This window comes from Streptomyces sp. TBY4 (genome assembly GCF_024213195.1).
Classification (GTDB): domain Bacteria; phylum Actinomycetota; class Actinomycetes; order Streptomycetales; family Streptomycetaceae; genus Streptomyces.
The window spans coordinates 126,420-149,864 of record NZ_JANAVF010000016.1 but is presented as its reverse complement, the minus strand read 5'-3'; the positions used below and the strand labels follow the sequence as shown (position 1 = coordinate 149,864).

Here is a 23,445-nt window from a genome sequence, read left to right as displayed (position 1 = left end):
ATGTCCATCAACGTCACCACCAACGTCACCACCAACGTCACCGCCGGGCTCTCGCACCGCCTCGGCCTCTGGTTCGCCCATGCCTACGTCCTCGGCATGTGCGCCACCATCGGCGGCGCCTACGTCTTCCAGTTCGGGCTGTGGGAGTACCCCTGCCCCATGTGCCTCCTGCAGCGGATGTTCATGCTGCTCAGCGCCCTGGGGCCCGCCATGATCATCGCCCGCTCCCGCAAGGGAGCCGTGACCACCGGGGAGTTCGCCTCCGGCTGGGGCATCGCCATCGTCTCGGCCCTCATCGGCGGGACCGTCTCCGGCGCCCAGGTGCTGATGCACATCGCCCCCGGGGACCCCGGGTACGCAGGCGCTCTCTTCGGCCTGCACCTGTACACCTGGGCCGCCATCACCTTCTTCCTGGCCGCCCTCGCCGCCGGCGTCAACCTCGTCCTGGCCGATCGGGCCGCACCTCTGGACGCCGCAGCCGGCTCGCCCGCCCTCCGCCGCGCGGCCACCCTCACCCTGGCCGTCCTGGCCCTCTTCGCCGTCAGCAACTTCGTGGCCTGCTTCTTCCTGCAGGGCTTCCACTGGCAGATGCCCGGAGACCCCACCGGCTACCAGTTCTTCGCCGACCTCTTCTGATCCCCCCGCCCCTGTCCCCCCGCACATGCCGATTCCCCGGCCGGCCACCTGGCCCGGCAAGGGGAATCGGCGTGTGCGGACCCCGCAGGCACGGATCCGCTACGAGGCCGGGGCGAGGGCTCCCGCGAAGAGTCCGCGCAGCGTCTGGATCCCGGCCGTGAGCCGGGCCGGCACGCAACACACCTAGACCGGCGAGGGTTCGACGGAGGACCATCCCTTGGCGGTCGGGGTGAAGACGATCCCGCCCACCACCAGGAAGCCGGACGGGCCGTCGGTTCCCGCGCGGACGCCGCCCGGGACGGTGAACCGGCCGGTCTGCTTGCGGGAGGCCAGGTCGATGACCACCCCCGAGGTCCGGCAGCGCACGTACGCCAGCCCGTCGGTCACCACCACCGCGTTCGCGGCCTCCGGGCGCTCCGGGTCGGTGCACTCCTGCGCCAGCGGAACCCGCCACACGGCGCCGCCGGACTCCTGGTTGAGCTCCATGAACCCCGGTTCGCCGCCCGCCGAGGTCGCCATCAGGTACACCTCGTCCCCGGCCACGGCCGGCCCGGACAGCGTGGTGCCCGCGTACGGGAGGTCGGCGGTCCGGCGCGCCGCCGGATCGCCGCGCAGCACCCCGGCCCCGTTCTCCTTGCTGCACAGGAAGACGGTCGCCGCGTTCGGGCCCTGGGCCAGCGTCAGCCCGCGGGTCTCGCACGTCCCGGGCATCGCGAACCGGGTGCCGTCCTGGGGGGTCCCGAACGGCAGCTTCTTGCCGGTGGAGCCGTCGAGGGCCGTCACGAAGGTCTGGAACCCCATGTCGGGCTTCTGGGTGCGCCCTTGTACGTACACGCGGTCCGCGTTCACCCGCAGCGCCGGGTAGCCGTCCTCGGAGCCGGACACCGGCTGCTGCCACAGCAGCTTCCCGTACCGGGTCTCCAGGGCGGTGACCGTACCGGAGGCGCTGACCGCGAACACCCGGCTGCCGTCCGCGTCCAGGACCGCGCGCTTCAGCTTCTCCTTGGTGGGGAACTCCCAGCGGGGCGTGCCGTCCGTGAGGTCCAGCGCGGTGAACCCCTTGCTGCCGGGCACGATCACCGTGTGGGATCCGGCGACGGCCCCGGGGGCCACCAGCGGGGCCTGCCCCTCCGCGGAGTCCTCCAGCAGCTGTCCCCACAGCACCTCGCCGGTGGATGCGGCGTACCGGCTGAGCGTGTCGCCCGGAACCTCCTTGTCGTGGCGGGGGGCCGTGCACACCAGCGAGGAGTCCGCGTACACGCAGGAGGCCTGCTCCTTGATGCCGTCCCAGGCCCGCCACCCGGCGGGGCGCCGGCCGGGGCCGTCCGCGTAGGAGCGGCTGCCGGCCGGGCTGCCGCCGTCCGTGGCCACGTAGGGGAGGAGGAGGCTGTTCGGCTTCGGCGGGGCGGGCGTCCCCGCGGCGCCGCCGGGCGTCCCGGAGGGGCTGGGCGTGCCGGAGGGACCGGCGGAGGCCCCGGGAGCCTTCGCGTTGTCCCCCGCGCCGCCGGCCGGCGGGGAGAAGCGCAGGTAGATCCCGCCGCCGGCGAGCAGCGAAGCCGCCAGCGCTCCCGCGAGGAGCACGCGCCTACGGGGCCTGCGGATCCTACGGAGCCTGCGGGTCCGCCCGGGCACCAGGTCCCCGGCCGGCCCGGTCGGCGGCCCCGAGTGCCGGGTGAGCGACCCGCCGGTGTCCTCGCCGGATGCTCCGTCCAGGGTCCCCGGAGCACCCGCCCCTACGGGACCGGCCCCCTCACCACTCCACGAGCCACCACCGCCGCCGGCCCCTACGCCTGCCTCAGCCCTGACTTCCGCCTCGGCCCCGGCTCCCGTCTGGGACCAGGCTTCCGCGCCAGATCGGGCTCCAACTCCCGGCTGGGCCCACGCTCCCGCCTCGGCTTCGGCTCCAACTTCCGTCTGGGGCCAGGCTCTCGCCTCGGCTCCAGCTCCCGTCTGGGACCAGGCTCCCGCCCCGGCTTCGTATCCAGCTCCCGGCTGGGCCGACGCTCCCGCCTCGGCGCCTACTCCAACTCCTGGCTGCGCCAAGGCATCTGTCTCGGCCCAGGCCCCCGCTCCGGCCCGGACTTCGGCTCCCGCCTCGGGTCCAACTCCTGTGCCGACCTCGGCTTCAGCTCCGGTACCGGCTCCAACTCCGCTCCCGGGGGCTGCTCCTGCCCCGATTCCGACTCCGGTCCACGCTCCTGCTCCGGTCCCGGCTCCCGCTTGGGCCTCGGCGCCTGCCCCGGCCCCGGCTCCGGCCCCGCCCCCGGCCTCCGCCCGGAGCCCGGCCCCGTTCTCGCCCTCGACGGGCCTCCGCGGGTTGTCCCAGTCGGCCGCCGGGATCCGCGTCAGCGCGTCCAGCAGTTCGCCGGGTCCCGGCCGGGCGGCCGCCTCCTTGGCCAGGCAGGCCGCGGCCACGGCCCGTAGCGAATCGGTCAGTTCCGTGATGTCCGGCGCCTCCGACACCACGCGGTAGGCCGTCATGTAGTGCGACTCCGCGTCGAAGGGCCCCCGCCCGGTCGCGGCGAACACCAGCACCGACCCGAGCGAGAACACGTCCGACGAGGCCCGCACCCGGGCGGGGGCCGACAGCTGCTCCGGAGACATGTACGGCGGGGTCCCCAGGATCTGCCCGGTCGAGGTCAGCGTCTGCTGCCCCGCCGCCCGCGAGATCCCGAAGTCGATGACCCGCGGCCCGTCGTCCGTCAGCATGACGTTGTCCGGCTTGAGGTCGCGGTGGATCACCCCGGTGGTGTGCAGCTCGCGCAGCGCCTCCACCAGTCCCAGCGCGAGCACCCGCAGCGCGCTCCCGCGCAGCGGCCCGTCCGCCTTCACCCGCGCGCGCAGGGTGCGCCCGGGCACCAGCTGGGTGGCCATCCAGGGCCGCTCCGCGTCCGGGTCGGCGTCCACCACCGCGGCGGTGAAGGCCCCGCTCACCCGCCGGGCGGCCGCCACCTCCTGCCGGAACCTGGTCCGGAACTCCGGGTCGTCGGCGAACTGCTGGTGCACCAGCTTCACCGCGACGAGCCGCCCCGAAGCGGCCCGCCCCGAGTACACCGTCCCCATCCCGCCGGAACCCAGCCGGGCGATCAGGACATACCCGCCGATCGCCCGCGGATCCCCGTCCCGCAGTGTCATGTCCCGCCCCGCCCACCCGTGTCCGTCCGTCGGCGCACCCTATCCCGGACCTGCGCACTTGTACGGAGAAGGCGCCCCCCGACCCGGGCGGATCCGCCCGGATCCGCCCGGGTCACGCCGAGCGCAGCGCGTCCGTGGGGGAGGCCCGGGCGGCCCGCAGCGCGGGGTAGAGCCCGGCGAGCGCGGCCACCACCACCGAGACCGTGGGGCCGGCGACCAGGGTGTAGAGGGGGATGGCGGCCGGCCAGCCCTGGACCAGCGCGTAGCCGTACACGGTCAGTCCGCCGAGGAGCAGTCCACCCGTCCCTCCGATAAAGCCCATCAGGACGGCCTCCAGCAGGAACTGCGCCGAGATCTGGCCGCCCCGGGCCCCCAGGGCGCGGCGCAGCCCGATCTCGCCGCGGCGTTCCATCACGCCGACGACCATCGTGTTGGCGATCCCGACACCGCCCACCAGCAGGGCCACTCCGGCCAGGACGAGGACGAGCGCCGTGAGGCTGTTCTCCGTCTCGGTGCGGGCCAGGAGGAGATCGGAGGGCCGGCTCACCGCGACCATGGTCGGGCTGCCGGGATTCGCGCTGGCCGCGGCCACCGCCTGGACCTGCGGCACGCGTTCGGAGTACGACCGCAGGTAGACGGTCGCGGCGCTCCCGTCGGCTCCCAGGTGCGCGACCGCCTGCGGCCAGCCGACCAGGGCCGCGGTGCCCAGCTCGGGGGCGAGCTCGTTCGGGGCCAGGATGCCGAGGACCTCGTACCACTGCCCGCCGAGCCACACCCGCTCGCCGGGTCCGGTGACGCCGAGCCGCTCGGCCGCCCGGTCGCCGAGCACGGTCACCGGGAGGTTCTCGCTCGCGGTGTCCAGCCACTGCCCGGCGCGCAGCTCGGCGCGCAGCACCTCCAGCAGGTTGAGGCGGGCGGCCAGCACGGTGAGGCTGCCCGTCTGCTGCGCCGGTACCAGGTCGTTGCGGTACACCTGGGCCTTCGTGGCCCCGGTGGCGGTGGTCCGCTGCACGGGCGCGATGGCGGAGAGCATCTTCTCCGCGGTGAGCGGGAGCGGCACCGGCTGCTGGTCGGGCCCCTTGCCGGGGGCCACGGTGATCAGGTTGGAGCCGAGCTGGTCCAGCCGTGCCAGCAGGTGCTGCTGGTTGGAGTTCGAGATGCCGGTGACCGCGACCACGGCCGCGATGCCCAGCGCGATGCCCAGCGCGGACAGCGCGGTACGCACCTTGCGGGTCCGCGGCCCGATCATGCCCAGGCGCAGCAGGTCCATGGGGCGCAGCCGGGTGCGTGTGCGCGTACGGGCGCGCGTACGGGTCTTCATGCGTGGGCTCCAGTGGGCTCCGGGAGGCGTTCGTCGAACTCGATGCGGCCGTCCTGGATGCCGACCCGGCGGGGGAACGAGGCGGCCAGCGCCCGGTCGTGGGTGATGACCACCACCGTGGTGCCGTTCGCGTTCAGGGTGTGCAGCAGGTCGACGACGGCGGCGCCGGACACGCTGTCCAGGGCTCCGGTCGGCTCGTCGGCGAGCAGCAGCGCCGGGCGGCCGATCAGCGCGCGGGCGATCGCCACGCGCTGCTTCTCGCCGCCCGAGAGCTGGTCGGGGCGGTGCTCCAGCCGGTGCCCGAGCCCCACGGAGCGCAGTGCCTCGACGGCCCGGGCACGCCGCTCGGAGACCGGCACCCCGGCGTACAGCAACCCGGTCGCCACGTTCTCGACGGTGGTGAGTCCGGACAGCAGGAAGAACTGCTGGAACACGAAGCCGATCCGGTGCGCCCGCAGCGCGGCCAGCTCCCGGTCGGACAGACCGCCCAGATCGCGGCCCTCGAACCGCAGCAGGCCCGAGGTGGGCCGGTCGAGCGAGCCGAGCAGCGCGAGGAGGGTGGACTTGCCGGAACCGGACGGGCCTACGACGGCCAGGAGCTCACCGGCTTCGACGGTGAGGCCGATGCCGTGCAGGACGCGCAGCGGCGGTGTGCCCGGGTACTCCTTGACGATGCCGGACAGCTCCAGGACGGGGACGGGGGCTGCGGGGACCGTGGCGGGGGTGCCCCACGCCAGGGGAGAGGTCACTTCGGGATCACCACCTGCGCGCCGGGCTTCACATCGCCGGTGATCTGCGCCTTGGCGTCGGCGATCAGCCCGAGCTGGACCCGGACCAGCCGGGGCGCGGGGCCGTCGGAGACGCGTACGCCGTAGCCGCCGCCGTCCAGCGCGAGCAGGGCGGTGACGGGAACGATGAGCGCGTTCTCGGCGGTGTCGCCCACCACCGTGACGGTCACCGCGGACTGCCCCGCCCGCTGCGCCTGTTCCTGGCCGTCCAGCACGATGGTCACGGTGGTCTTGGCCCCACCGGGAGCGTCCCCGGAGCCGTCCTCCGAGCCGGAGCCCGCGCCGGAGCCCGAGCCGGAGCCGCGGATCAGGGACCGGATGCGTCCCTCGACGGCGGAACCGTCGGCCGTCCTGACCCGGACCCGTCCGTCCGGCTTGAACCGGGAGAGCTGGTTCTCGGCCGGCCGCACGGTGACCACGAGCTCCTCGCGGGTCACGGTCACGACCGGGGAGCCGCCCAGGACGGCGCCGAGCTGCGCGCCGACCTGCTGCACGCGGACGGACTCCTGCGGCAGCATGACGACTGCGCCCAGGGGGACCGCGCCGGTCTCCTGGACGCCCAGGGACTTCTGCCAGCGCTTCACGGCGGTTGCGGTGTCCGGGGTGAACTTCTGGTCGGCGGCCAGGCCGAGCCCCTTGGCGTGGCCGAGCTCGACCAGATTGTGTTCGAGCTGTTCCACGTCGGAGCCGGCGGGAACGCCGGGGCCCAGGTCGCGCCACATCGGGCGGTCCCCGGTCATCAGGACCACCGGCTGTCCGTCCACCTCGTAGAGCTTCTGTCCGGCCTTGACGACGGCGCCGACGGCCGGGAGCCCCGTGACGGTGCCCTTGCCGGCCGCGACGACCGGGGTGGGCGCGTCGTGGACGAGCGAGCCGGTGAGCTGGATGCCGCTGGACAGCGAACCCTGCTCGACCGGGGCGAGGCCGTACTGCACCTGCGACCGGTTGGCCCCGCCGGTGCCGCGCTCCCACGGGCGGGCGACGGCGACCGCCCCGGCCCCGGCCACCGCGGCGACCAGCATCAGGGGGACGAGGATCCGGCCGCGCCGGCGCTTGCGTACGGGTGCCACGGGCTCGTCGGCTTCCACGGGCGCCACGGGTCCCTCCGTACGGGTCATGCTCACTCCCCGATCCGGTAGCCGGGCAGCGGGAACTGCGCGTCGCAGGCACGCGAGGCGGCGTCCCACTTCGCCTCGTCGAACACGGTGCGCGGGACGACGACCACCCCGTCCTCGGCGCCGGGGTCGGGCATGTCCGCGTACCCGTTCTTGCGGGCGCACTCGACCCACTTGCGGGCCATCTCCACGAACTTGCCGTTGTCGGCCTTCTTCACCTGGTGGATGCCGGGCACCTTCTCGTCGCACAGCCGGGCCGCGTCCTCGTACCCGGACGGCATGCCGCTGTCCGTGCTCGCCGCCGGAAAACCGATGTTGCCCTCCTTGTCCTGCTCGACGCTCGTCTGCCCCTGCTTGTGCATGCAGTCCACCCAGGCCCGCCGGACCGCGTTGTCGTCCTGCGGCTTGGCCTTCCCCCCGCGCTCGCCCCCGGCAACCTCGGGCGCCGGGGCGTCGGCCGAGCAGCCGGCCAGGGCCAGCGCGGCCACGGCGGCGGCCGCGGCGGCCGTGGCGGGCAGGGTGCGCAGGCCCCGTACGGACCGGCGGCCTATCGCGGATGCGTTTCTCATGTCCCACACTCCCTGTGCGTCGCTGATGAACGCCCAGTTCTACGGCCGGCGCGGTGAGCCACCTGTGAACGCGCGCCTAACCACCGGCTAACCCGGCTGCGGGCAGGCTGGTCCCCGGCGCCGGCCCGGAGGGGACGGCGGCGGCACGGGCGAACGGAGCGGGACGCGATGCGGGTGCTGATTGTCGAGGACGAGCGGGAACTGGCCGTGATGCTCGCCGAAGGGCTCCGCGACGAGGGGATGGTCTGCGACCTCGCCCACGACGGCCTGGAGGCGCTCCGGCGGACCGGCGAGGCCGACTACGACGTGGTGATCCTGGACCGGGACCTGCCCGGACTCGGCGGCGACGCCGTGTGCCGCGCGCTCGCCTCGATGGGCCATCCGGCCCGGATCCTGATGCTCACCGCCGCGGACACCCTCTCCGACCTCGTCGAGGGCCTGGGCCAGGGCGCCGACGACTACATGACCAAGCCGTTCTCCTACCTGGAGCTCGTCGCCCGGCTGCGCGCGCTCGGCCGCCGCTCCGCCGCGGGCGGTGCCGGGGTGGTGCTCAGCCGGCGCGGAATCAGCCTCGACACGGTGCGCAGGGTCGCCGAACGCGACGGCCGCCCGCTGAACCTGACGCCGAAGGAACTGGGCGTCCTGGAACTGCTGCTGGCCGCGGACGGCGCCCCGGTCACCACCGAGGAACTGCGGGAGCGGCTGTGGGACACGGGGCTCGACCCGGCCACCACGGCGGTACGGGTCACCGTGCACGCCCTGCGCCGCAAGATCGGCGATCCGCCCCTGATCGTGCACGACACCGGCTACGGGTACCGGCTGTGAGCCGCCGCGGCCCCGGGCGCCTGCCGCTGCGCGCCCGGCTGACCCTGGTGACCACGGCCGTCTTCGCGGTGCTCGGCTGTGGGGTGCTGGCGCTGAACTGGCTCAGCTCCCGGCAGCTCATCGAAGCCAACCGCGACCTCCTCACGGAGGCCGCGGGAACACTGGACCCGTGGCCCTCGGACCAGGCGCCCCTCGAAGTGCCCCCGGGCACCACCGAGATGCCCCCGGGCACCGCCGAGACGCCTCCGGGCTCCACCGAAGTACCTCCCGGCGCCACCGAGATGCCCCCGGGCTCCACCGAAGCACCCCCCGGCTCCACCGACGCCGCCGTCACGACCCCGTCCCGGGCCTTCGACCACTTCCAGGACACCATCCTGGGCGACCTGCTGACCCGGTCCGTCGTGCTGCTCACCGTCTTCACCGCGCTCGCCGCGCTGCTGGCCTGGTGGGCGAGCCGCCGCTCCCTGCTCCGGCTCCACCAGGTGACCGGGGCCGCACGCCGGATCAGCACCGGCAGCAGCCTGGACGAGCGGCTCGCGCTCGACGGCCCGTACGACGAGATCCGCGAACTCGGCGACACCTTCGACGCCATGCTCGACCGCCTCGACCGCAGCTTCACGGCCCAGCGCAGCTTCACCGCGCACGCCTCGCACGAGCTGCGCACCCCGCTGACGGTGCTGCGCACCGCCCTGGAGATCCCCCTGGCCCGGGGCCGGGTCCCGGACGACCTGCGCCCCGCCGTGCTGCGCGCCCTGGACGCCAACGCGCGGATCGAGCGGCTGATCGCGGCCCTGCTGACCCTGGCCCGCGCCGAGAGCGCCGCGCTGGCGCTGCGTCCGTCGGATCTGGCGGAGGCCGCCCGGGCCGCGGCGGACGAGCTCGCCGAGGACGCCCGTACCGCCGGGGTCCGGGTCACGCTCGACGCGGCGGACGCGCCGGTGGACGGGGACCCCGCGCTGCTCCGGCAGGTCGCGCTCAACCTGCTGGCCAACGCGGTGCGCCACAACCATCCAGGCGGCACCGCCGTGCTCGCGACCGGCACCGCGGGCGGCCGGGCGTTCCTGGAGGTGTCCAACACCGGCCCGCTCCTGACGCCGGAGGAGGTGCCCGCCCTGTTCGCGCCGTTCCACCAGGGCCGGGAGCGCTCCGGCGGCTTCGGCCTCGGGCTCGCCGTGGTCCGGGCGATCACCGACACGCACCACGGCGAGATCGTGGCCACACCCCGCGCGGGCGGCGGGCTCACGGTCCGCGTCCTGCTGCCCGGCCGCGGCGGGGACGCGGCCGGTACGGGCTGAGCTCAGCCGCCGTTCCTCATGAGGTGTCTGAGGTTGATCCAGGAGGCCTTGGCCAGGACCGCGGGGCTCAGGAAGCGCACCGGGCCGATCAGGCGGGACCCGAACCGGTGCATGTGCCGCGCCATGGCGGCGTCGCGGGCCGCCGCTGAGAAGATCAGCTGCTCCGCGGGGTTGAACGGACGGGACTTGGCGAAGTCGATCGCCAGCGTCTGGTGGCCGCGCAGCTTGCGCTGGTGCTTGCGCAGGTACCGCGCGAGCGCCTTGTCGAGGTCGCCCCGGCCGGCCGCGGCCGGGGCGACGGCCTCCGCGAGCCACTGCGCGGACTCCAGGGCCCACCCGCAGCCCACGCCCCACAGGGGGTCGCCGGTCAGGGCGGCGTCCCCGATGAGCGCGAGGCCCGGTGCGGTGGGCCTGCGGTCGTGGAGCGGGTAGTCGACGGTCCCGATGATCTTCGAGACGCGCTCGGCGGAGTCGATCGCCGGCGCCTCGGGCAGGGCGCGGACGAACGCGTAGAAGCTGCCCTCCAGGTCCTCGCGGAACTCCGGGAGCCGCTTCTTGTCCGGGAGCACCGCGAGGACGGTCACCCCGTCGTCGTTCGGGAACGCGTAGGCCATGTCGGGTTCGAGGAACCAGGTGTGGCCGATCCCGTCGCGGAGCGGAAGGCCGCGGAAGTGGGCGAGGTAGCCGAAGCGGTTGTTCTGGTGCGTCCAGGTGCGCATCTCGGCGTGCTTCGCCACGGCCGAGTCCTTGCCGTCGGCGCCGACCACCAGCCGGGCCCGGATCTCGCGCTCGCCCCCGGGTGCCGAGGTGCGCACCCCCACGGTCCGGCCGGCTTCCCGGACCACCCCGGTGACCTGGTGGCCGAGGAGCAGGTCGACGCCCGGGGTCTGCGCGGCACGGGACCTGATCAAGGGGTCGAGGGTGCTGCGCCGGACGTTGTACGCGTACGGCAGCGGGGGGCCGCCCGGCGCGGGCTTCGGCTCGATCCAGCCCCAACGGGTGTGCCAGCGCGCGTCGTTGTGGACGGCCCCGGCCTTCTCCAGTTCCGGTACGAGGCCGAGCTCGTCCAGTACCGGGAGGGCGTTGGCGGTGATCGAATGGGTGCACAGCACCTTGTACGCCCCGGGGTCCGAGCGGCGTTCCAGCAGGGCGACGCGGACGCCGCGCCGGGCGAGGAGGATCGCCGCGGCACTGCCGGCGAGGCCGGCTCCGCTGATGACGACGTCGTAGGAGTTGTCATCGCTGCGGTCGTGTTCCGCGCTCTCGGGCCTGGGCATGCGCTGATCGCCCCCTTCGGGGTGTGGTGCCGCTGACGGACGGGGGAGTGGTACAGCCCCACTGGTGTCATGCCCATGAAGACTTGTCAAGATCGCGCCGACGGCGGGGGCCCCGGGCCGACGGCATCCCGGAGCCCCTCGCCGCAGGTCAGGCGGCCACCGGCCTGCGCTCCCCCTCCGCCGGTCCGGGCGACAGCCTGCCGGTGCGGTGCAGCCCGTGGAGGGCGGCCGCGCAGGCGAGGCCGAGCAGGAAGAGCGCCACCCAGGGCAGCGCGGGCACGCGGGCCTCCCGGGCCGCGTCCAGCGCCATGCCGGTCACCAGGTTGCCGACGGTGATGCCGATCCCGCAGATGGTGTTGTAGAGGCCGTAGTGCGTGGCCACGAGCCGGTTCCCGGCGAGCCGGACGATGGTGTCCATCTCGAAGGGGTAGGCGATCATCGTCCCCACCGCCAGCAGCAGTGCCGCCATGGCCGACGGCACCCCGGCCAGCAGCCACAGCCCCGCCCCGCCGTCCGGCACCGGCACCGCCGAGGCCGCCAGCAGCGGGAGGAAGGCCGTCCCCATGACCAGCAGCCCCCAGGTGAGCGCACGGGCCGGTGCCATCCGGGCCTTGCACCAGGCGGTGACCCTGGTCTGGAAGGCGATCGTGCTCAGCCCGGAGACGGCGAACAGGACCGCCACCGCGCCGGCGGCGAACGCCCCGTCACCGCCCAGCCGCCTGACCTCCAGCGGCAGGGACAGGTAGACCTGGAAGGTCATGACGTACGAGCCGATCATGGCCAGGGAGAACAGCAGGAACGGACGGTTCGCGAACATCCCCCGCCACTGCCGCAGGACGCCCTCCGGCTCCCCTTCCGCCGTGCCGGCGCGGTCCGCGCGCCGGGCGGGCAGGGCCCGGATCTGGACGATGCTCAGGACCGCGAAGACACCGGCCGCCACCAGGCAGGTGACGCTGAAGTCCACGCCGGTCAGGACCATGCCGACCAGCGGGCCGAGCAGGATGCCCGCCTGGTAGAAGACGTTGAACAGGGCGAACGCCTCGACGCGGCGCTCACCCGCGTCCGCCGCCAGGTAGGCCCGGGTCGCCGGGTTGAACAGGGCCCCCGCCAGCCCCGTGGCCGCCGACGCGGCGAGCAGGGCGGGCACCGACTCGGCCAGGCCGAGCGTCGCGAAGCCGATGACGCGCAGCACGAGTCCCGCGATGATCATCGGCTTGTAGCCGAGCCGGTCGCCCAAGGTCCCGCCGATGAGGAACATGCCCTGCTGGCTGAAGTTGCGGACCCCGAGGATCAGCCCGACGAGCCAGCCCGCCAGGCCCAGCGGCCCGGCCAGGTGGGTGGCCAGGTACGGCATCAGCATGTAGAAGCCCAGGTTGATGGTGAACTGGTTGACCATCAGGAGCTGGACGCTGCTGTCGTACGAGCGCACCTGCTTGATCGTGTCCTTCAACGGTCCTGCTCCTGCGTGTCGTCACCGGCAAGGGTGAGCGGGTCGACGACGGTGGTGCAGCGGGTCCAGCGGGTGACCTCCTTCTCGTCGAGGCGGCCGATCAGGTCCGGTTCCGGGGCGGGCGGGGCATCGAGCAGGCCGTGGGAGGCGCAGTAGGCGTCGTCGTAGACGGTGCCGAGGTAGCGCTGCGGGCCGTCCGGGAAGACGGCCGCGATCCGCGCGTCCCGGGGGAGCGTCCGGGCCAGCCAGCCGGCGACGAGCGCGACGGCTCCGACGCTCCAGCCGCCGGTGGCGTAGTGCGAGCCGGCCAGTTGGCGGCAGGTCCACACGGCTTCGGCGGGGGAGATCCAGTGCACCTCGCCGAAGTTGTCGTAGGCGACGTTGCGGGGGTAGATGCTCGATCCCAGCCCGCGCATCAGCCGCGGCCGGGCGGGCTGCCCGAAGATCGTGGAGCCGATGGTGTCCACGCCCACCAGCCTCAGGTCCGGGTAGAGCTGGCGCAGCACGCGGGAGATCCCGGCGGAGTGGCCGCCGGTGCCGACGCTGCACACCAGGACGTCGATGTGCCGCAGTTCGGTGGCCAGTTCGAGGGCGAGCGGGGTGTACGCGCTGGTGTTGTCGGGGTTGTTGTACTGGTCCGGGCACCAGGAGCCCGGGTGCTGCTCCATGAGCTGCCGCACCCGCGCGCGGCGGGCCTCCTGCCAGCCGCCGGTGGGGTGCGGCTCGCCGACCATGTCGACCCGGGCGCCGTACGCGCCGAGCAGCCGGGTCATGGAGGGCTCCAGGCCCGGATCGGTGACCAGCGTGATCGGGTGCCCGTGGACCATGCCGGCCAGGGCGAGGCCCAGGCCGAGGGTGCCGCTGGTGGATTCGATGATCCTCGCGCCGGGCTTCAGATCGCCGCGGGCGCGGGCCCGTTCGACCATGTACAGGCCGGGACGGTCCTTGATGCCGCCCGGGTTGAAGCCCTCCAGCTTCGCCCAGAAGCCGCGTCCCGCGGGGGTGAGGGGTTCGGAGATGCGCAACAGCGGTGTGTTGCCCACCAGTTCCGACAGGGCCGTGCGGCCCGTGGAGGAGGTGTCGGCGGTCGAAGAATGCATGGCTGTGCCTTCGTTCGTGCGTTCGTGGTGGCGTGGACTGCTCGTGCGGTCGGCGCGCCGTGCGGCGCTGCGGGACCCGACGAGCGGCCTAGATCTGCCACCGGCCGACGTCGGCCAGTCTGGAGCGACCGGTACGGGCTATGGACGGTCTGCCGGAGGCCGCCGCTGCGGCGGTCGCGGCCGTGGCGTGCGCCGCCGCCCCGGGCAGGGGCGGCTCCGGGGCCGCGGTCGCCTCCGCCGGGCGCTGCACCGCGGCCGAGGCCCAGGTGGACAGGCAGGGGGAAACGCAGGAGGAGCCGTGCTCGTGCCGGGGGCGGTCCGGGAGCCCGGGACCGCGCGGGGTCTCCTCGTACGCGGTGGGTCCGGCGGGTGAGACGGGTGCGGCGGGTGCGGCCGGTCCGGAAAGGGACAGGTGCTGGTGGCCGTCGTTGACGAGGTACGAGGAACAGTGGACGGCGGCCAGGAGCAGCACGCTCAGCGCGCAGGCGAGCAGGACACCGGGCCAGGACGGGACCGACCGGGCTAAGCGTGGCAGGGGGAAGCGGAGCACAGGTCCTCCGTGCGGCAGTCGCTTCTCGGGCCGACGGGCGGAGGAGCGACGCGGGCGGGTGCGCGCGGGGCCGGATGGATGGGAAGGCCGGAAGCCGAGAAGGCCGAAGATATCGCCGTCCCGGGGGCAGACCCGTGAATCCCGCACCGCGTGGGGTGTCGTCGGAGGGCTCCGACGGCTACACCTGGAGGACGGTCAGCGATCTGAGGTGGTCCGAGGAGGGGGCGGGGGGCCGCTTCGACTGTTCGGCCAGTCGCGCGGACCCGGGGGACAGGGAGATCTGCCCCCCGTCCGGGGCGCCCGCGAGGACGGGCTCGTCCACGGCACACGGCCGTGCGCCCGCAGCGCGGAGCGCGCTCTCGTGCGGTTCCGTGGAATGCCCCTCGCCCTCGGAGCAGCCCGCGGCGGACCCTGCTGCCGCGTGCGCGTCCGCATGCGCGGGCGATGCGGAGAGGGCCGGAGCCGAGGCTCCGCCGTGGTGTCCCGTCACCGAGCAGCAGGTGCCCAGCAGGGTGAGGAGGAGCAAGGACAGCCCGCCGAGCACCAGCAGACCCGTACGAGAGGGGGTCGGCCGGCCGCCGGAAGGAGACCAAGCTGTCATCACACGGTGATCGTAATCGGCGCGGGCCGGGTCCAGGGTGCCGCTCCGGGAAGAGTGGCCGAATCAACTGCCCTTTCCGGAAAGGGTTGTAGGAAGTCATGAGCGCCACGCAGGGGCGGCCGCGTCGCTGACCCGCGGGTTCTGTGCTGAGCTGGAAGTGTTCTCGGGACACGGCATTCCCGGAGGTGCGTACGCCATGCCGCGCGTCCGTCCGGCCCCGCCCGCGCCGGCCCGGCCGGGGGTCCTGCTGCCGCGCCGCGATCTGGCGCTCGGCTGGACGCTGATGGCGCTGATCGCCGTACTCGCCTGGGTCCTCACGATCGGGCAGGCCCGCCACATGGGCGGGACGGAACCGGGCACCATGGGGCTGGCGCTGCCGCTCTTCCTGCTGCTGTGGGTGGTCATGATGGCGGCGATGATGCTGCCATCGGTGGCGCCCGTCGCCCTCACCTGGGTGCGGGGGATCGGCCACCGGTCGGCGGGCCCGGCCCGCGCGGCGCACGTAGCCGAGTTCGTCGGCGGCTACCTGCTGGCCTGGACCGGCTTCGGGCTGCTCGCGTACGGGGCCTTCCTCCTCGCGGGGCTGCACCAGTTCGGCCCGCTGAAGCGGGTCTGCCTGCGGCACTGCCGCAATCCGATGTTCCAGCTGCTGCGGTATGCGCGGTTCCGGCCGTGGGCGAAGGACCTGCGGGTCGGCGCGCACCACGGGCTCTACTGCGTCGGCTGCTGCTGGGGGCTGATGATCGTCCTGATCCCGCTCGGCTTCATGAACGTGGCCGCCATGGCGGCGGTGGCCGCGGTGATCTTCCTGGAGAAGCTCTGGCGGTGGGGCCCCTGGTTCGGCCGGGCCGTCGGGATCGCCTTCCTCGTCCTGGCGGCCGTGGCGGCCTTCGCCCCCTTCCAGCCCTGGCTGCTGCCGGGCCTGGAGGACGGAGGGCCGATGGGGGACGCTCCCCCGATGGAGGAGATGAGGATGGCGGGGTGAGCTCCGGCTCCGGCTTTGACCGTCCCGGGAGCCGGGAGGAGAATGGGTGACGTGATGACCCGTGCCGCCGAGTGCCCGTGGTGGAGGCCGGCGGGGGAGTCGCCCCTGTGCTCCCCGCCCGGCACGGGGGTCATGTGGAGGCGATGAGATGTCCGAGACGACGGTGTCCGGGACGACAGTGACCGTCCCCAGGTGGCACGCGGCGGGGGACTGGTTCGACACGTGCAGGTGCAACGTTCCCTGCCCCTGCTCCTTTGCCCAGCCGCCCACCTACGGTGAATGCGACGGGGTCCTCGCCTGGCACGTCCGCGAGGGCCACTACGGCGACGTACGGCTGGACGGCCTCAACGTGCTCATGCTCGGCTCCTTCGTCGGCAACGTGTGGGCCGAGCACACCGACTCCTACGGGGCGGTGTTCCTCGACGAGCGGGCCGACGACGCGCAGCGCGAAGCACTCCAGATGATCTTCGGTGGCCAGGCGGGCAGCTGGCCCGCCGAGATGGTGGCCATGTTCGGCCCCGAGATGCGCGGGATGGACTTCGCCCCGATCGAGATCGAGGTCGACGAGGACCTCGGCGGCTGGCGCGCCACGATCCCCGGCCGCGTCGAGGCCAGTGCGGTGGCCCTCACCGGCCCGACGACACCGGAGGGCGCGCGGGTCCAGTCGACCAACCTGCCGGGTTCGGAGACCGGCCCCGGACAGGTCGCCACCTGGGGCCGCTCCACCGCGGACCGCGCCGACGCCTTCGGCTTCCACTGGAGCCGGCAGGGCCAGTCCAGCAAGCACATCACCTTCGACTGGACGGGCCCGGAGTAGGCCCTGGCCCGCGGCCGGGCCCACTCCGGGTGTTACCTGAACCGCAGATTCCTCATTCGCCTCTGGTCCAGGCCAGGAAGCGGCTGAACAGGCCGCCCTTGGGCTGCGGCGCGGCAGGGGCGGGCGTACCGGGGAGGTCGGTGCGGGCGGGCGCGGGGGCGGCTGCCTGGGGCGTCTGGCCCCCGTTCGGCCCCGCCGGCCAGGCGGTGGCGCGGGATCCGGTCGACGTGGCCGACGTGGCCGACCCGGATACCTGCGCGACGGCCTTCGGGGTGAAACGGATCGGGAGGGTGACCAGGGAGCGGCTCCACGGACTCGGCGCCCAGGTGAGCGACTTGAACGGGACGCGCAGCTCCACGTCGTGAAGCTGGTTGAGCAGCGTCTCGACGGCAGTCACAGCGATCATGAAGGCCGGGTCCTTGGCGGGGCAGGCGTGCGGGCCGGCTCCGAAGGCCAAGTGCGCCTTTGCACTGAGCTGTTCCCGGTGCTCGGTCAGCTTCGGGTCGGTATTGGCCGCGGCGAACGAGATGAGGATCGGGTCGTTCGCCCGGATCACCCTGCCGCCGAGCTCGACGTCGTGCGTCGGGTAGTGGGCCGCGTAGTTGGAGATCGGTGCGTAGTTCCAGAGGGTCTGGGAGATCGCGTCCTCGACCGGGAGTCCGAGCTGCCAGTCCTCTCCGAGGTACAGGGCGCTGCTGGTGCCGATCACCGCGGCCAGCGGCGCGGTGCCGCCGGAGAGCAGGGTGACCAGTTGGTGCAGCACCTCCTCGTCGCTCAGCTCGGCCGGGTGCTCCATCAGGCGCGTCGTCAAGTCGTCCGTCGGGCGCCGCCGCTTGAGGGCGATGAGCTCGGTGAGCGCCCCGCCGAGCACCTCGTCGGCCCCGGGGGTTCCCTCGAAGAGGCCGCTGATGCCGGCGATCACGCGGTCGCCGATCTCGGGCGGGCAGCCGAAGAGCTCGCTGAAGACCAGGAGGGGCAGCGGCTGGGCGTACTCGGCCATCAGCTCGGCATGGCCGCGGATGTCCGTACTGAACTGGCTGATCAGGTAGTTGGCGGACTGCTGCGTCTGCCGGATGAGCTGGTGCTCGTTGACCGTGGCGAGACTGTCCGTGACGGCCCGCCGCAGCCGGGCGTGTGCGGCGCCGTCGCTGAGGAGGGCGTTGGGGCGGTAGGCCATCATCGGCAGGGCCGGGCTGTCGGCCGGTACGCGGCCTTCGTTCAGCGCGTTCCAGCGGCGGGAGTCGCGTAGGAAGGAGGCGGGGTTCTGCAGGACGTACAGGGCGGCGTCGTAGCTCGTGACCAGCTCGACTTGGACGTCGGGAGCGATGTCCACGGGCGCGCTGGGACCGTGGGAACGCAGCTGTGCGTAGTGGCTGTCCGGGTCGGCCCCGAAGGCGGGGCCGTACATCTGGACGTTCCCGTGCGCGGGGCAGCCGGGGGGTATCTCGTGCGGTTCACGTGGCTGTTGCATTCCTGCGCTCCTAGCCGAGTTGGGACATGAGGTGTTTCACGAGGGTGATGAGGGCCCGCGCGGAGGAGTTCTCGTCCCGTACGTCGCACTCCACGACAGGGGTCTCGGGGCTGAGGTTCAGGGCCTCGTGCACCTCGTCGAGGGGGTAGTGCGTGGTGCCCTCGAAGTGGTTCACGGCAATGGCGTACGTCAGGCCGAAACGTTCGACGAGGTCCAGTACGGGGAAGGACTCGTGCAGTCGCTCCGGGTCGACGAGGACCAGCGCCCCCAGCGCGCCCCGCGAGAGCTCCTCCCACATCTCCTTGAAGCGCTCCTGGCCCGGTGTTCCGAAGAGGTAGAGGACGAGGGTGTCGCTCAGGGTGAGCCGGCCGAAGTCCATGGCGACGGTGGTGGTCGTCTTGTCGGGCGTGCCCGACAGGTCATCGAAACCCACGCTGGCTTCGGTGATCTCTTCCTCGGTCCGCAGGGGCTCGATCTCGGAGAGACTGCCGATACAGGTGGTCTTGCCGACCCCGAAATGCCCCACGATGAGGATCTTCACCGCATGGGAGACATCTGGATCCAGGTACACGCGTTACGCTCCGAATCGATTCTTCAGGCCTTCGAGCACTGCGCTGACCAGCTCTCTGTCGACACGTTCGGCGCGCGGTATCGGTGTCCTCGCGAGGATGAGGTTGTCCTCCTCCAACTGCGCCAGCAGGATGCGGACGACGCCCAGGGGCAGGTGCGTGTGCCCTGCCACCTCGGCCACGGAGAGGTAGCCGTTCGCGACCAGGTCCATGACCCGTCCCGCTTCGGGGGACAGCGTGCGCGCCGCGACCTGTCCGTGCTCCGCACCCGTCGCGGTCACGAGCGTCGTGTGCTCGTACTCGTGGTCCGGGGGCAGTGCGCGTCCGTTCGTGATCACGAAGAGGGGGACTAACGGAGAGGTCAGTTCCAGCTCTTCGTCCTGCTCGAACCCCTCAGACACGGGCCGTCCCCTTCCCCGGTGCCGCGGCGGCGGCGGGCACCGTCAGTCGGGGAACCAGCTCGTGCAGACGCGTGGTGAACTGCTCTATGTCGCAGTCGTGTTCGGCGGCGGCGGCCAGGAAGGCATCGGGGCCGGCGGCCATCAGGAAGATCCAGCCGTGCTGGAACTCGATGACCGTCTGGCGCCACTCCGGGTCCTCGACGGCGCCCGCGAACTGGGACGTGACCCGGCTGTAGGCGTGGATGCCCGTCATGGCCGCGGAGATCGTGTCCGCAAGGTCGCGGCTCATCCCCCGGGTCGCCCCGCGGGGGAGACCGTCCGACCCCAGCAGCACGGCGTGGCGGGCACCCTTGACCTCGGACATCACCCGGTCGAGCTCGCCCAGGACGAAGCCCGCGTCACCGGGGCCCGGCTCCCGGACGCCGCCCCCGCGGGGGCCTCCGGCGTCCTCGGAGCTCACCCGCGGCGGCGAGGTGAGGTTGTTGCCCAGCCGGGCGACGAGGCGGTGCATGCGGAAGGAGATCTGCTGCATGTCCACATCGGGCGCGGCCGCGGCGGCCAGGTAGGAACCCTGCCCCGCCCCGATCAGGAAGCTCCAGCCGTGCGAGAACTCGATGATGGTCTGGTTCCACTGCCGGTCCTCCTCGGGTCCGGCGAAGTGGGCCGTGGCCCGGCTGAGCGACTGCATCCCGGCCATGGCCGCCGAGATGGTGCGCACGTCCTTCTCGGCCAGGCCTTCGGTCGCGCCGCGCGGGAGGCCGTCGGCGGACAGCAGGACGGCGTGCCGCGCACGGGGCACGTTGTGCACGATGTCCTCGAGCATCCACGAGAGGTCTGCGGTCATGCCTCTTCGGGCCCTTCGAACGAGGTGGCGTCGAGATTGCGGCCGGAGAGCGTGCCGCGCTGGAAGGCCCCCAGGCTGCGCCCGGAGGCGCGGCCCGTTTCGCCCGAGACCCGAGGCGCCGGCGCCGTGGCGTCGGGATCGGGGACGCTCGCGATGGGAGCCTGGCGTGCGCCGCGCTTGGGCAGGCCGTGCATCGTGCGCGACGTGGCGCCCTGGACCGGGATCGGGGCAGGAGCGGCCGGGACCGGGGCCGGCCGGCTTTCGGCGGCGCGCCGGATCTCGCTGACCGGAGCCTCCTGGACGGGCGGTATCTCCTCCATGGTCCACAGCTCCTCGGGCAGGAGGACGACGGCCCTGACACCGCCGTACCGGGAGACGCCGGTGACGTCGACCTTGAAGCCGTGCTGACGCGCGATCAGGCCGATGACAGGGAAACCGAACTTGGGCTGGGTCCCGAGCTGCGACAGACGGGGGGCGACTTCACCGGAGAGCAGCGCGGTGGCCCGCTGCCGCTCCTCGTCGTTCATGCTGACGCCGGCGTCGTCGATGACGATGCACAGGTTGTTCTGGACGCGCTGGAAGGTCACTTCGATCGGTGCGTCGTGCTGCGAGAAGCTGGCGGCGTTGTCGAGCAGCTCCGCCACGGCGAGGGCGACGGGTGCGACCGCGGACGCCTTCAGAGCGAGGCTCGTCTGCTGCATGATGGCGACCCGGTGGAAGTTGCGGATCTGCCCCTGGGCGCTGCGCACCACGTCGTAGACGCTGGCGGCCCTGTTGCGGCGGCCGAGCGGCGCACCGCACATGACGGCGATGCCCTGGGCCTTGCGGGCCATCTGGGCGTTGGCGTGGTTGACGTCCAGCAGGTCGCTGAGGACGGTGTGCCCGCCGTACTTGCGCTGGATGCCGTCGAGGAGCGTCGTCTGTTCGGCGGCGAGGCTCTGCAGGAGGCTGGCGGCACCCTTGAGGACGGCCTTGGTGTTCTCCTCCGCGGCTTCCTTGGCCTCGCGGAGCGTGGCGTCCTGCTCGTGGCGGAACCTCTGCAACTCGGTGCGCGACGCGTGCAGGTGGCTGTCCGCCGCGAGCAGCTGGTTCCTCAGTTCGGCCTCGGTGTGCTCCTTCTTCGCCCCCAGCGCTCTGTTGCGGGCGACGAGTGCCACGACCGCGACAACGGCTATCGCCGTCACCGCAACCAGGCACCACACAAGTGCGTCTCGATTCATGGAAACCTTTCCCGGCGCGTGCCATGCGGACGGCTGCAGATACACCTCGCGAGGCCCCGCAACACAGCTGATCGGCACGGTTCACCTGCTGTTACGCGGAGAGCATGCCGCCGATCCAAATCAGCATCCGTGTCTAAATGAATCAAGATCACAGATGCCGGGATGCTATCACCGGATCTTCGCCTGCCCGGACGCCCGCTATGGCGCTCCATCCGCCCAACCGGAGTGGCACGGCTAGGGGTTGACATGGCCTTTCGACCCCGCGCATCGGCCGTCACCGGACCTCTCCCGACAACGATCCGTTAAGGAGTTCTTCACGGGAGGAGTGGCGATCTCTCACAACTCCCCGGAGAACGGCCAGGCAGAACCCCGGACGGGTCCCACCGGCCGCTGAGGGGCCCCCGGTTCGGCGGTGCCGGCCGCGTATGAGCCCTTGCACCCATTTGTCGGGATCTTTTGAGGATCGGATCGCGGAATCCGTGATGGAGCCGTTCTCGTGGGTGTTGCCCCGGATTGGGGGGAGTTCCAGCGGGACGCGATGAATCTGACGTGACGCATCTGACGCGACCGGCGGACGGATCGGCCGGTTGGCGCTTGCCGGGTGGCCTGTTCTCCGGGCTTCTCGCGCCTTCTCGGGTTCTGCGAGGGGGAGTTCAGTCGTGATCGACTATCAGCCCGGCGGCGCGATGTCGCTCTTTCGCCCTCCTTCGGTGAAGCGGTGCGCACCCGCGGCCACGATCTGATCCTGCTCGGATTCACCGACGGCGCCGCCCCCTTGGCCTACTTGGCGGAGACGGTCACCGAAGCCCTCCGGCGGGCGTCGGCCGAGCAGACCGGCGACGCCCCGCCGGCCCGCCGGCGGCATCGGCAGGGGAGTCCTGGCGGTCCGGTACGCCCTCACCGCGATGGAATCCCGGAGGGAGGAGCACCGAAGAAGGTCGAGCTGACCATCGGAGACATCACCGACGAGCTGGGCGACGAGGACTTCGACGCCGGCGCCACCGCCGCCGCCGACCCGGAGCGCCTGCTGATCCCCCGGGCACAGGGCCCTTGGCTGCTGGACCACCTGACGTAGTCACCGCCGGCCGTCCGGAGCAGCTGCTCGGAAGCGGAACCGACGGCGTCGGGCACCCGCGGAGTTACGGCGAGTGCAAAGCGGAGGACGGCCGTGATCGGATGTTCTCCGAATCCTTTCTGCTCCACACCTTCAAAGGCGCCGAATTGGGTCCGTGCATTTCCCCGCCGCTCTCATCGGCTCCCGATGGCCGTTTATGGGTGTCCCGGGTTGTGGCCGCGGGGTCGGAGAATTCCATGGCGCACGGACCACACCTGCGACGAGACTGCACGGGTGAGCGACTCCCCTCCCCGCCCCCACCCCTGTCCCTGCTGCGGGCACCGCGTGCTGGACCACATGCCGGGCTCCTACGAGATCTGCCCCGTCTGCTTCTGGGAGGACGACGGGATCCAGTTCCGCTGGCCGAACACGTCCACCGGCGCGAACCGGGTCTCCTTGATCGAGGCCCAGCGGAACTACCTGGACTTCGGTGCCTGCGACCAGCACGGCCGCCAGTACGTCCGCCCGCCCGCCGCGGACGAGCCCCTCGACCCCGCCTGGCGCCCCATCGACCCGACCCGCGACTCCTTCGAGGACTGGGACAGCGAGGAACGCACCCCCTGGCCCGACGACCGCACGGTGCTCCGCTGGTGGCTCCCCACCTTCTGGCGCCGCGACCACCCGGCGTCATGACCTCCCACATCGAGCGACTCGTCCAGCAGCTCGACGGCGAATCCGGCGCCTCCTACGACGCCCGCGCGGAACTGATCCACATGCGCTCCGGGGCCGTCCCCACCGTCATCGCCGGACTCCCCTCCCTCGGCGGCTTCGGGCAGCTGACGGCCATCGAGGTCTTCGAGGAGGTGGCCGACCCACGCTGCGGTCCCGCGCTCATCGGCCTGCTCGTCAGCGAGAACCCCACGGTCCGCCAGTGGGCCGCCACGGCCCTGGCGGGCCTGGAGATCGAAGGAGCGGTGGAGCCCCTGCGCCGCGCCTACCGCGCCTGCCTGGAGCGGCGTACTCCTCCCGACGAGTGCGAACCCGTCGCCCTGCGCTGGGCCCTGACCGACCTGGGCGCCCGCACCCCCGTCGTCCCCTCCCTGACCGCCGGCCTCCGCGCCGGCACCGGAGCGGACAGCCCCGGCTGGCCCACCGCCCATTTCGCGCGGATCGTCGACGACCTGGCCGATCACGACCAGCTGATCCTCCACTCCCAGTTCTGGCGCGTACGGGCCGGCACTGCGTACGGCCTCTCCGCCACCACCCCCGACTGGGAACACGACTGGACGAAGCCCTGGGAGCACCTGGTCGAGGAGGCCCGCACATGGTCGCTCCTCGAGGCCGCCGAAGCTCCCGTCGGCGACGACGTCTTCGTCACCCCCACCTGGATCGACCGCACCGACCTGCACCCGGAGAGGTGAC

23 protein-coding genes are annotated in these 23,445 nt (G+C 72.7%); 8 read left to right on the top strand and 15 right to left on the bottom strand.

Translation table 11 applies throughout. The features are described from left to right. Nucleotides 1-636: a disulfide bond formation protein B gene (locus NLX94_RS30700; RefSeq protein WP_254386369.1), complete on the top strand. Its 636-nt coding sequence runs from the start codon at nucleotides 1-3 to the stop codon at nucleotides 634-636. 183 nt (nucleotides 637-819) lie between these two features. On the opposite strand, the gene NLX94_RS39495 is transcribed toward NLX94_RS30700, so the two are convergent. From NLX94_RS39495 to NLX94_RS30670, 5 genes are all read right to left on the bottom strand, one after another. Further along, on the bottom strand, nucleotides 820-3,771 hold the full coding sequence (locus tag NLX94_RS39495; protein ID WP_308402587.1) for a protein kinase: 2,952 nt from the start codon (nucleotides 3,769-3,771) through the stop codon (nucleotides 820-822). Nucleotides 3,772-3,883: 112 nt separating this feature from the next. Next, the gene (locus tag NLX94_RS30685; RefSeq protein WP_254386368.1) at nucleotides 3,884-5,092 is read right to left on the bottom strand and encodes an ABC transporter permease; all 1,209 of its coding nucleotides are present in this window, start codon (nucleotides 5,090-5,092) and stop codon (nucleotides 3,884-3,886) included. Further along, the gene (locus tag NLX94_RS30680; protein ID WP_254386367.1) at nucleotides 5,089-5,841 is read right to left on the bottom strand and encodes an ABC transporter ATP-binding protein; all 753 of its coding nucleotides are present in this window, start codon (nucleotides 5,839-5,841) and stop codon (nucleotides 5,089-5,091) included. Before NLX94_RS30680 ends, NLX94_RS30685 begins: the two co-directional genes overlap by 4 nt. After that, on the bottom strand, nucleotides 5,838-6,998 hold the full coding sequence (locus NLX94_RS30675) for a peptidoglycan-binding protein (RefSeq protein ID WP_254386366.1): 1,161 nt from the start codon (nucleotides 6,996-6,998) through the stop codon (nucleotides 5,838-5,840). Before NLX94_RS30675 ends, NLX94_RS30680 begins: the two co-directional genes overlap by 4 nt. A gap of 2 nt (nucleotides 6,999-7,000) precedes the next feature. Then, the gene (locus NLX94_RS30670) at nucleotides 7,001-7,564 is read right to left on the bottom strand and encodes a hypothetical protein (protein ID WP_254386365.1); all 564 of its coding nucleotides are present in this window, start codon (nucleotides 7,562-7,564) and stop codon (nucleotides 7,001-7,003) included. A 168-nt stretch (nucleotides 7,565-7,732) separates the two neighbouring features. Here NLX94_RS30670 and NLX94_RS30665 point away from each other — a divergent pair, with 168 nt between their 5' ends. Together NLX94_RS30665 and NLX94_RS30660 are read left to right on the top strand one after the other, a co-directional pair. Next, nucleotides 7,733-8,389, top strand: coding sequence for a response regulator transcription factor (locus NLX94_RS30665; protein ID WP_254386364.1), 657 nt, complete (start codon nucleotides 7,733-7,735; stop codon nucleotides 8,387-8,389). Beyond that, complete coding sequence (locus tag NLX94_RS30660) at nucleotides 8,386-9,684, top strand: HAMP domain-containing sensor histidine kinase (protein ID WP_254386363.1); 1,299 nt, start codon at nucleotides 8,386-8,388, stop codon at nucleotides 9,682-9,684. Before NLX94_RS30665 ends, NLX94_RS30660 begins: the two co-directional genes overlap by 4 nt. A gap of 2 nt (nucleotides 9,685-9,686) precedes the next feature. Here the strand turns inward: NLX94_RS30660 and NLX94_RS30655 are convergent, their stop codons facing one another. From NLX94_RS30655 to NLX94_RS30635, 5 genes are all read right to left on the bottom strand, one after another. After that, entirely contained in the window at nucleotides 9,687-10,961 is a 1,275-nt protein-coding gene (locus NLX94_RS30655; RefSeq protein ID WP_254386362.1) for an NAD(P)/FAD-dependent oxidoreductase, read from the bottom strand. Between the two features lie 148 nt (nucleotides 10,962-11,109). After that, nucleotides 11,110-12,411, bottom strand: coding sequence for an MFS transporter (locus NLX94_RS30650; RefSeq protein WP_254386361.1), 1,302 nt, complete (start codon nucleotides 12,409-12,411; stop codon nucleotides 11,110-11,112). Continuing rightward, complete coding sequence (locus NLX94_RS30645) at nucleotides 12,408-13,511, bottom strand: PLP-dependent cysteine synthase family protein (protein WP_254386360.1); 1,104 nt, start codon at nucleotides 13,509-13,511, stop codon at nucleotides 12,408-12,410. The genes NLX94_RS30650 and NLX94_RS30645 overlap by 4 nt, the downstream gene beginning before the upstream one ends. A gap of 88 nt (nucleotides 13,512-13,599) precedes the next feature. Next, the gene (locus NLX94_RS30640; protein ID WP_254386359.1) at nucleotides 13,600-14,061 is read right to left on the bottom strand and encodes a hypothetical protein; all 462 of its coding nucleotides are present in this window, start codon (nucleotides 14,059-14,061) and stop codon (nucleotides 13,600-13,602) included. A 178-nt stretch (nucleotides 14,062-14,239) separates the two neighbouring features. Continuing rightward, on the bottom strand, nucleotides 14,240-14,665 hold the full coding sequence (locus NLX94_RS30635) for a hypothetical protein (RefSeq protein WP_254386358.1): 426 nt from the start codon (nucleotides 14,663-14,665) through the stop codon (nucleotides 14,240-14,242). A 193-nt stretch (nucleotides 14,666-14,858) separates the two neighbouring features. Here NLX94_RS30635 and NLX94_RS30630 point away from each other — a divergent pair, with 193 nt between their 5' ends. Both NLX94_RS30630 and NLX94_RS30625 read left to right on the top strand, forming a co-directional pair. After that, a complete protein-coding gene (locus tag NLX94_RS30630) occupies nucleotides 14,859-15,647 on the top strand; it encodes a DUF2182 domain-containing protein (protein WP_254386357.1) in 789 nt (262 codons plus the stop codon). A gap of 148 nt (nucleotides 15,648-15,795) precedes the next feature. Further along, nucleotides 15,796-16,464 (top strand): DUF1326 domain-containing protein, encoded by a 669-nt coding sequence (locus tag NLX94_RS30625; protein ID WP_254386356.1) that lies wholly within the window; start codon nucleotides 15,796-15,798, stop codon nucleotides 16,462-16,464. A 52-nt stretch (nucleotides 16,465-16,516) separates the two neighbouring features. Here NLX94_RS30625 and NLX94_RS30620 read toward each other — a convergent pair whose 3' ends face one another. Genes NLX94_RS30620 through NLX94_RS30600 form a run of 5 tightly spaced genes read right to left on the bottom strand, consistent with a single transcriptional unit; the run spans nucleotide 16,517 to nucleotide 20,969 of the window. Beyond that, entirely contained in the window at nucleotides 16,517-17,935 is a 1,419-nt protein-coding gene (locus tag NLX94_RS30620) for a cytochrome P450 (RefSeq protein WP_254386355.1), read from the bottom strand. A 10-nt stretch (nucleotides 17,936-17,945) separates the two neighbouring features. Further along, nucleotides 17,946-18,506: an ATP/GTP-binding protein gene (locus NLX94_RS30615; RefSeq protein WP_254386354.1), complete on the bottom strand. Its 561-nt coding sequence runs from the start codon at nucleotides 18,504-18,506 to the stop codon at nucleotides 17,946-17,948. Nucleotides 18,507-18,509: 3 nt separating this feature from the next. Next, entirely contained in the window at nucleotides 18,510-18,905 is a 396-nt protein-coding gene (locus NLX94_RS30610) for a DUF742 domain-containing protein (RefSeq protein WP_254386353.1), read from the bottom strand. Then, a complete protein-coding gene (locus tag NLX94_RS30605) occupies nucleotides 18,898-19,749 on the bottom strand; it encodes a roadblock/LC7 domain-containing protein (protein WP_254386352.1) in 852 nt (283 codons plus the stop codon). Before NLX94_RS30605 ends, NLX94_RS30610 begins: the two co-directional genes overlap by 8 nt. Further along, a complete protein-coding gene (locus NLX94_RS30600) occupies nucleotides 19,746-20,969 on the bottom strand; it encodes an ATP-binding protein (protein WP_254386351.1) in 1,224 nt (407 codons plus the stop codon). Before NLX94_RS30600 ends, NLX94_RS30605 begins: the two co-directional genes overlap by 4 nt. A 718-nt stretch (nucleotides 20,970-21,687) precedes the next feature. Here NLX94_RS30600 and NLX94_RS30595 point away from each other — a divergent pair. From NLX94_RS30595 to NLX94_RS30585, 3 genes are all read left to right on the top strand, one after another. Further along, nucleotides 21,688-22,044: a hypothetical protein gene (locus NLX94_RS30595; protein WP_254386350.1), complete on the top strand. Its 357-nt coding sequence runs from the start codon at nucleotides 21,688-21,690 to the stop codon at nucleotides 22,042-22,044. A 273-nt stretch (nucleotides 22,045-22,317) separates the two neighbouring features. Beyond that, on the top strand, nucleotides 22,318-22,716 hold the full coding sequence (locus tag NLX94_RS30590; RefSeq protein WP_254386349.1) for a CPCC family cysteine-rich protein: 399 nt from the start codon (nucleotides 22,318-22,320) through the stop codon (nucleotides 22,714-22,716). Next, on the top strand, nucleotides 22,713-23,444 hold the full coding sequence (locus tag NLX94_RS30585; RefSeq protein WP_254386348.1) for a HEAT repeat domain-containing protein: 732 nt from the start codon (nucleotides 22,713-22,715) through the stop codon (nucleotides 23,442-23,444). Before NLX94_RS30590 ends, NLX94_RS30585 begins: the two co-directional genes overlap by 4 nt. Nucleotide 23,445: the final 1 nt, after the last annotated feature.

Excerpts from the sequence above, each read along its gene's own strand:
- NLX94_RS30700 (WP_254386369.1), top strand. The coding sequence starts at position 1 with ATGTCCATCAACGTCACCACCAACGTCACCACCAACGTCACCGCCGGG.
- NLX94_RS39495 (WP_308402587.1), bottom strand. The coding sequence starts at position 3,771 with ATGACACTGCGGGACGGGGATCCGCGGGCGATCGGCGGGTATGTCCTG.
- NLX94_RS30685 (WP_254386368.1), bottom strand. The coding sequence starts at position 5,092 with ATGAAGACCCGTACGCGCGCCCGTACGCGCACACGCACCCGGCTGCGC.
- NLX94_RS30675 (WP_254386366.1), bottom strand. The coding sequence starts at position 6,998 with ATGACCCGTACGGAGGGACCCGTGGCGCCCGTGGAAGCCGACGAGCCC.
- NLX94_RS30670 (WP_254386365.1), bottom strand. The coding sequence starts at position 7,564 with ATGAGAAACGCATCCGCGATAGGCCGCCGGTCCGTACGGGGCCTGCGC.
- NLX94_RS30665 (WP_254386364.1), top strand. The coding sequence starts at position 7,733 with ATGCGGGTGCTGATTGTCGAGGACGAGCGGGAACTGGCCGTGATGCTC.
- NLX94_RS30655 (WP_254386362.1), bottom strand. The coding sequence starts at position 10,961 with ATGCCCAGGCCCGAGAGCGCGGAACACGACCGCAGCGATGACAACTCC.
- NLX94_RS30645 (WP_254386360.1), bottom strand. The coding sequence starts at position 13,511 with ATGCATTCTTCGACCGCCGACACCTCCTCCACGGGCCGCACGGCCCTG.
- NLX94_RS30630 (WP_254386357.1), top strand. The coding sequence starts at position 14,859 with ATGCCGCGCGTCCGTCCGGCCCCGCCCGCGCCGGCCCGGCCGGGGGTC.
- NLX94_RS30625 (WP_254386356.1), top strand. The coding sequence starts at position 15,796 with ATGTCCGAGACGACGGTGTCCGGGACGACAGTGACCGTCCCCAGGTGG.
- NLX94_RS30620 (WP_254386355.1), bottom strand. The coding sequence starts at position 17,935 with ATGCAACAGCCACGTGAACCGCACGAGATACCCCCCGGCTGCCCCGCG.
- NLX94_RS30605 (WP_254386352.1), bottom strand. The coding sequence starts at position 19,749 with ATGACCGCAGACCTCTCGTGGATGCTCGAGGACATCGTGCACAACGTG.
- NLX94_RS30600 (WP_254386351.1), bottom strand. The coding sequence starts at position 20,969 with ATGAATCGAGACGCACTTGTGTGGTGCCTGGTTGCGGTGACGGCGATA.
- NLX94_RS30585 (WP_254386348.1), top strand. The coding sequence starts at position 22,713 with ATGACCTCCCACATCGAGCGACTCGTCCAGCAGCTCGACGGCGAATCC.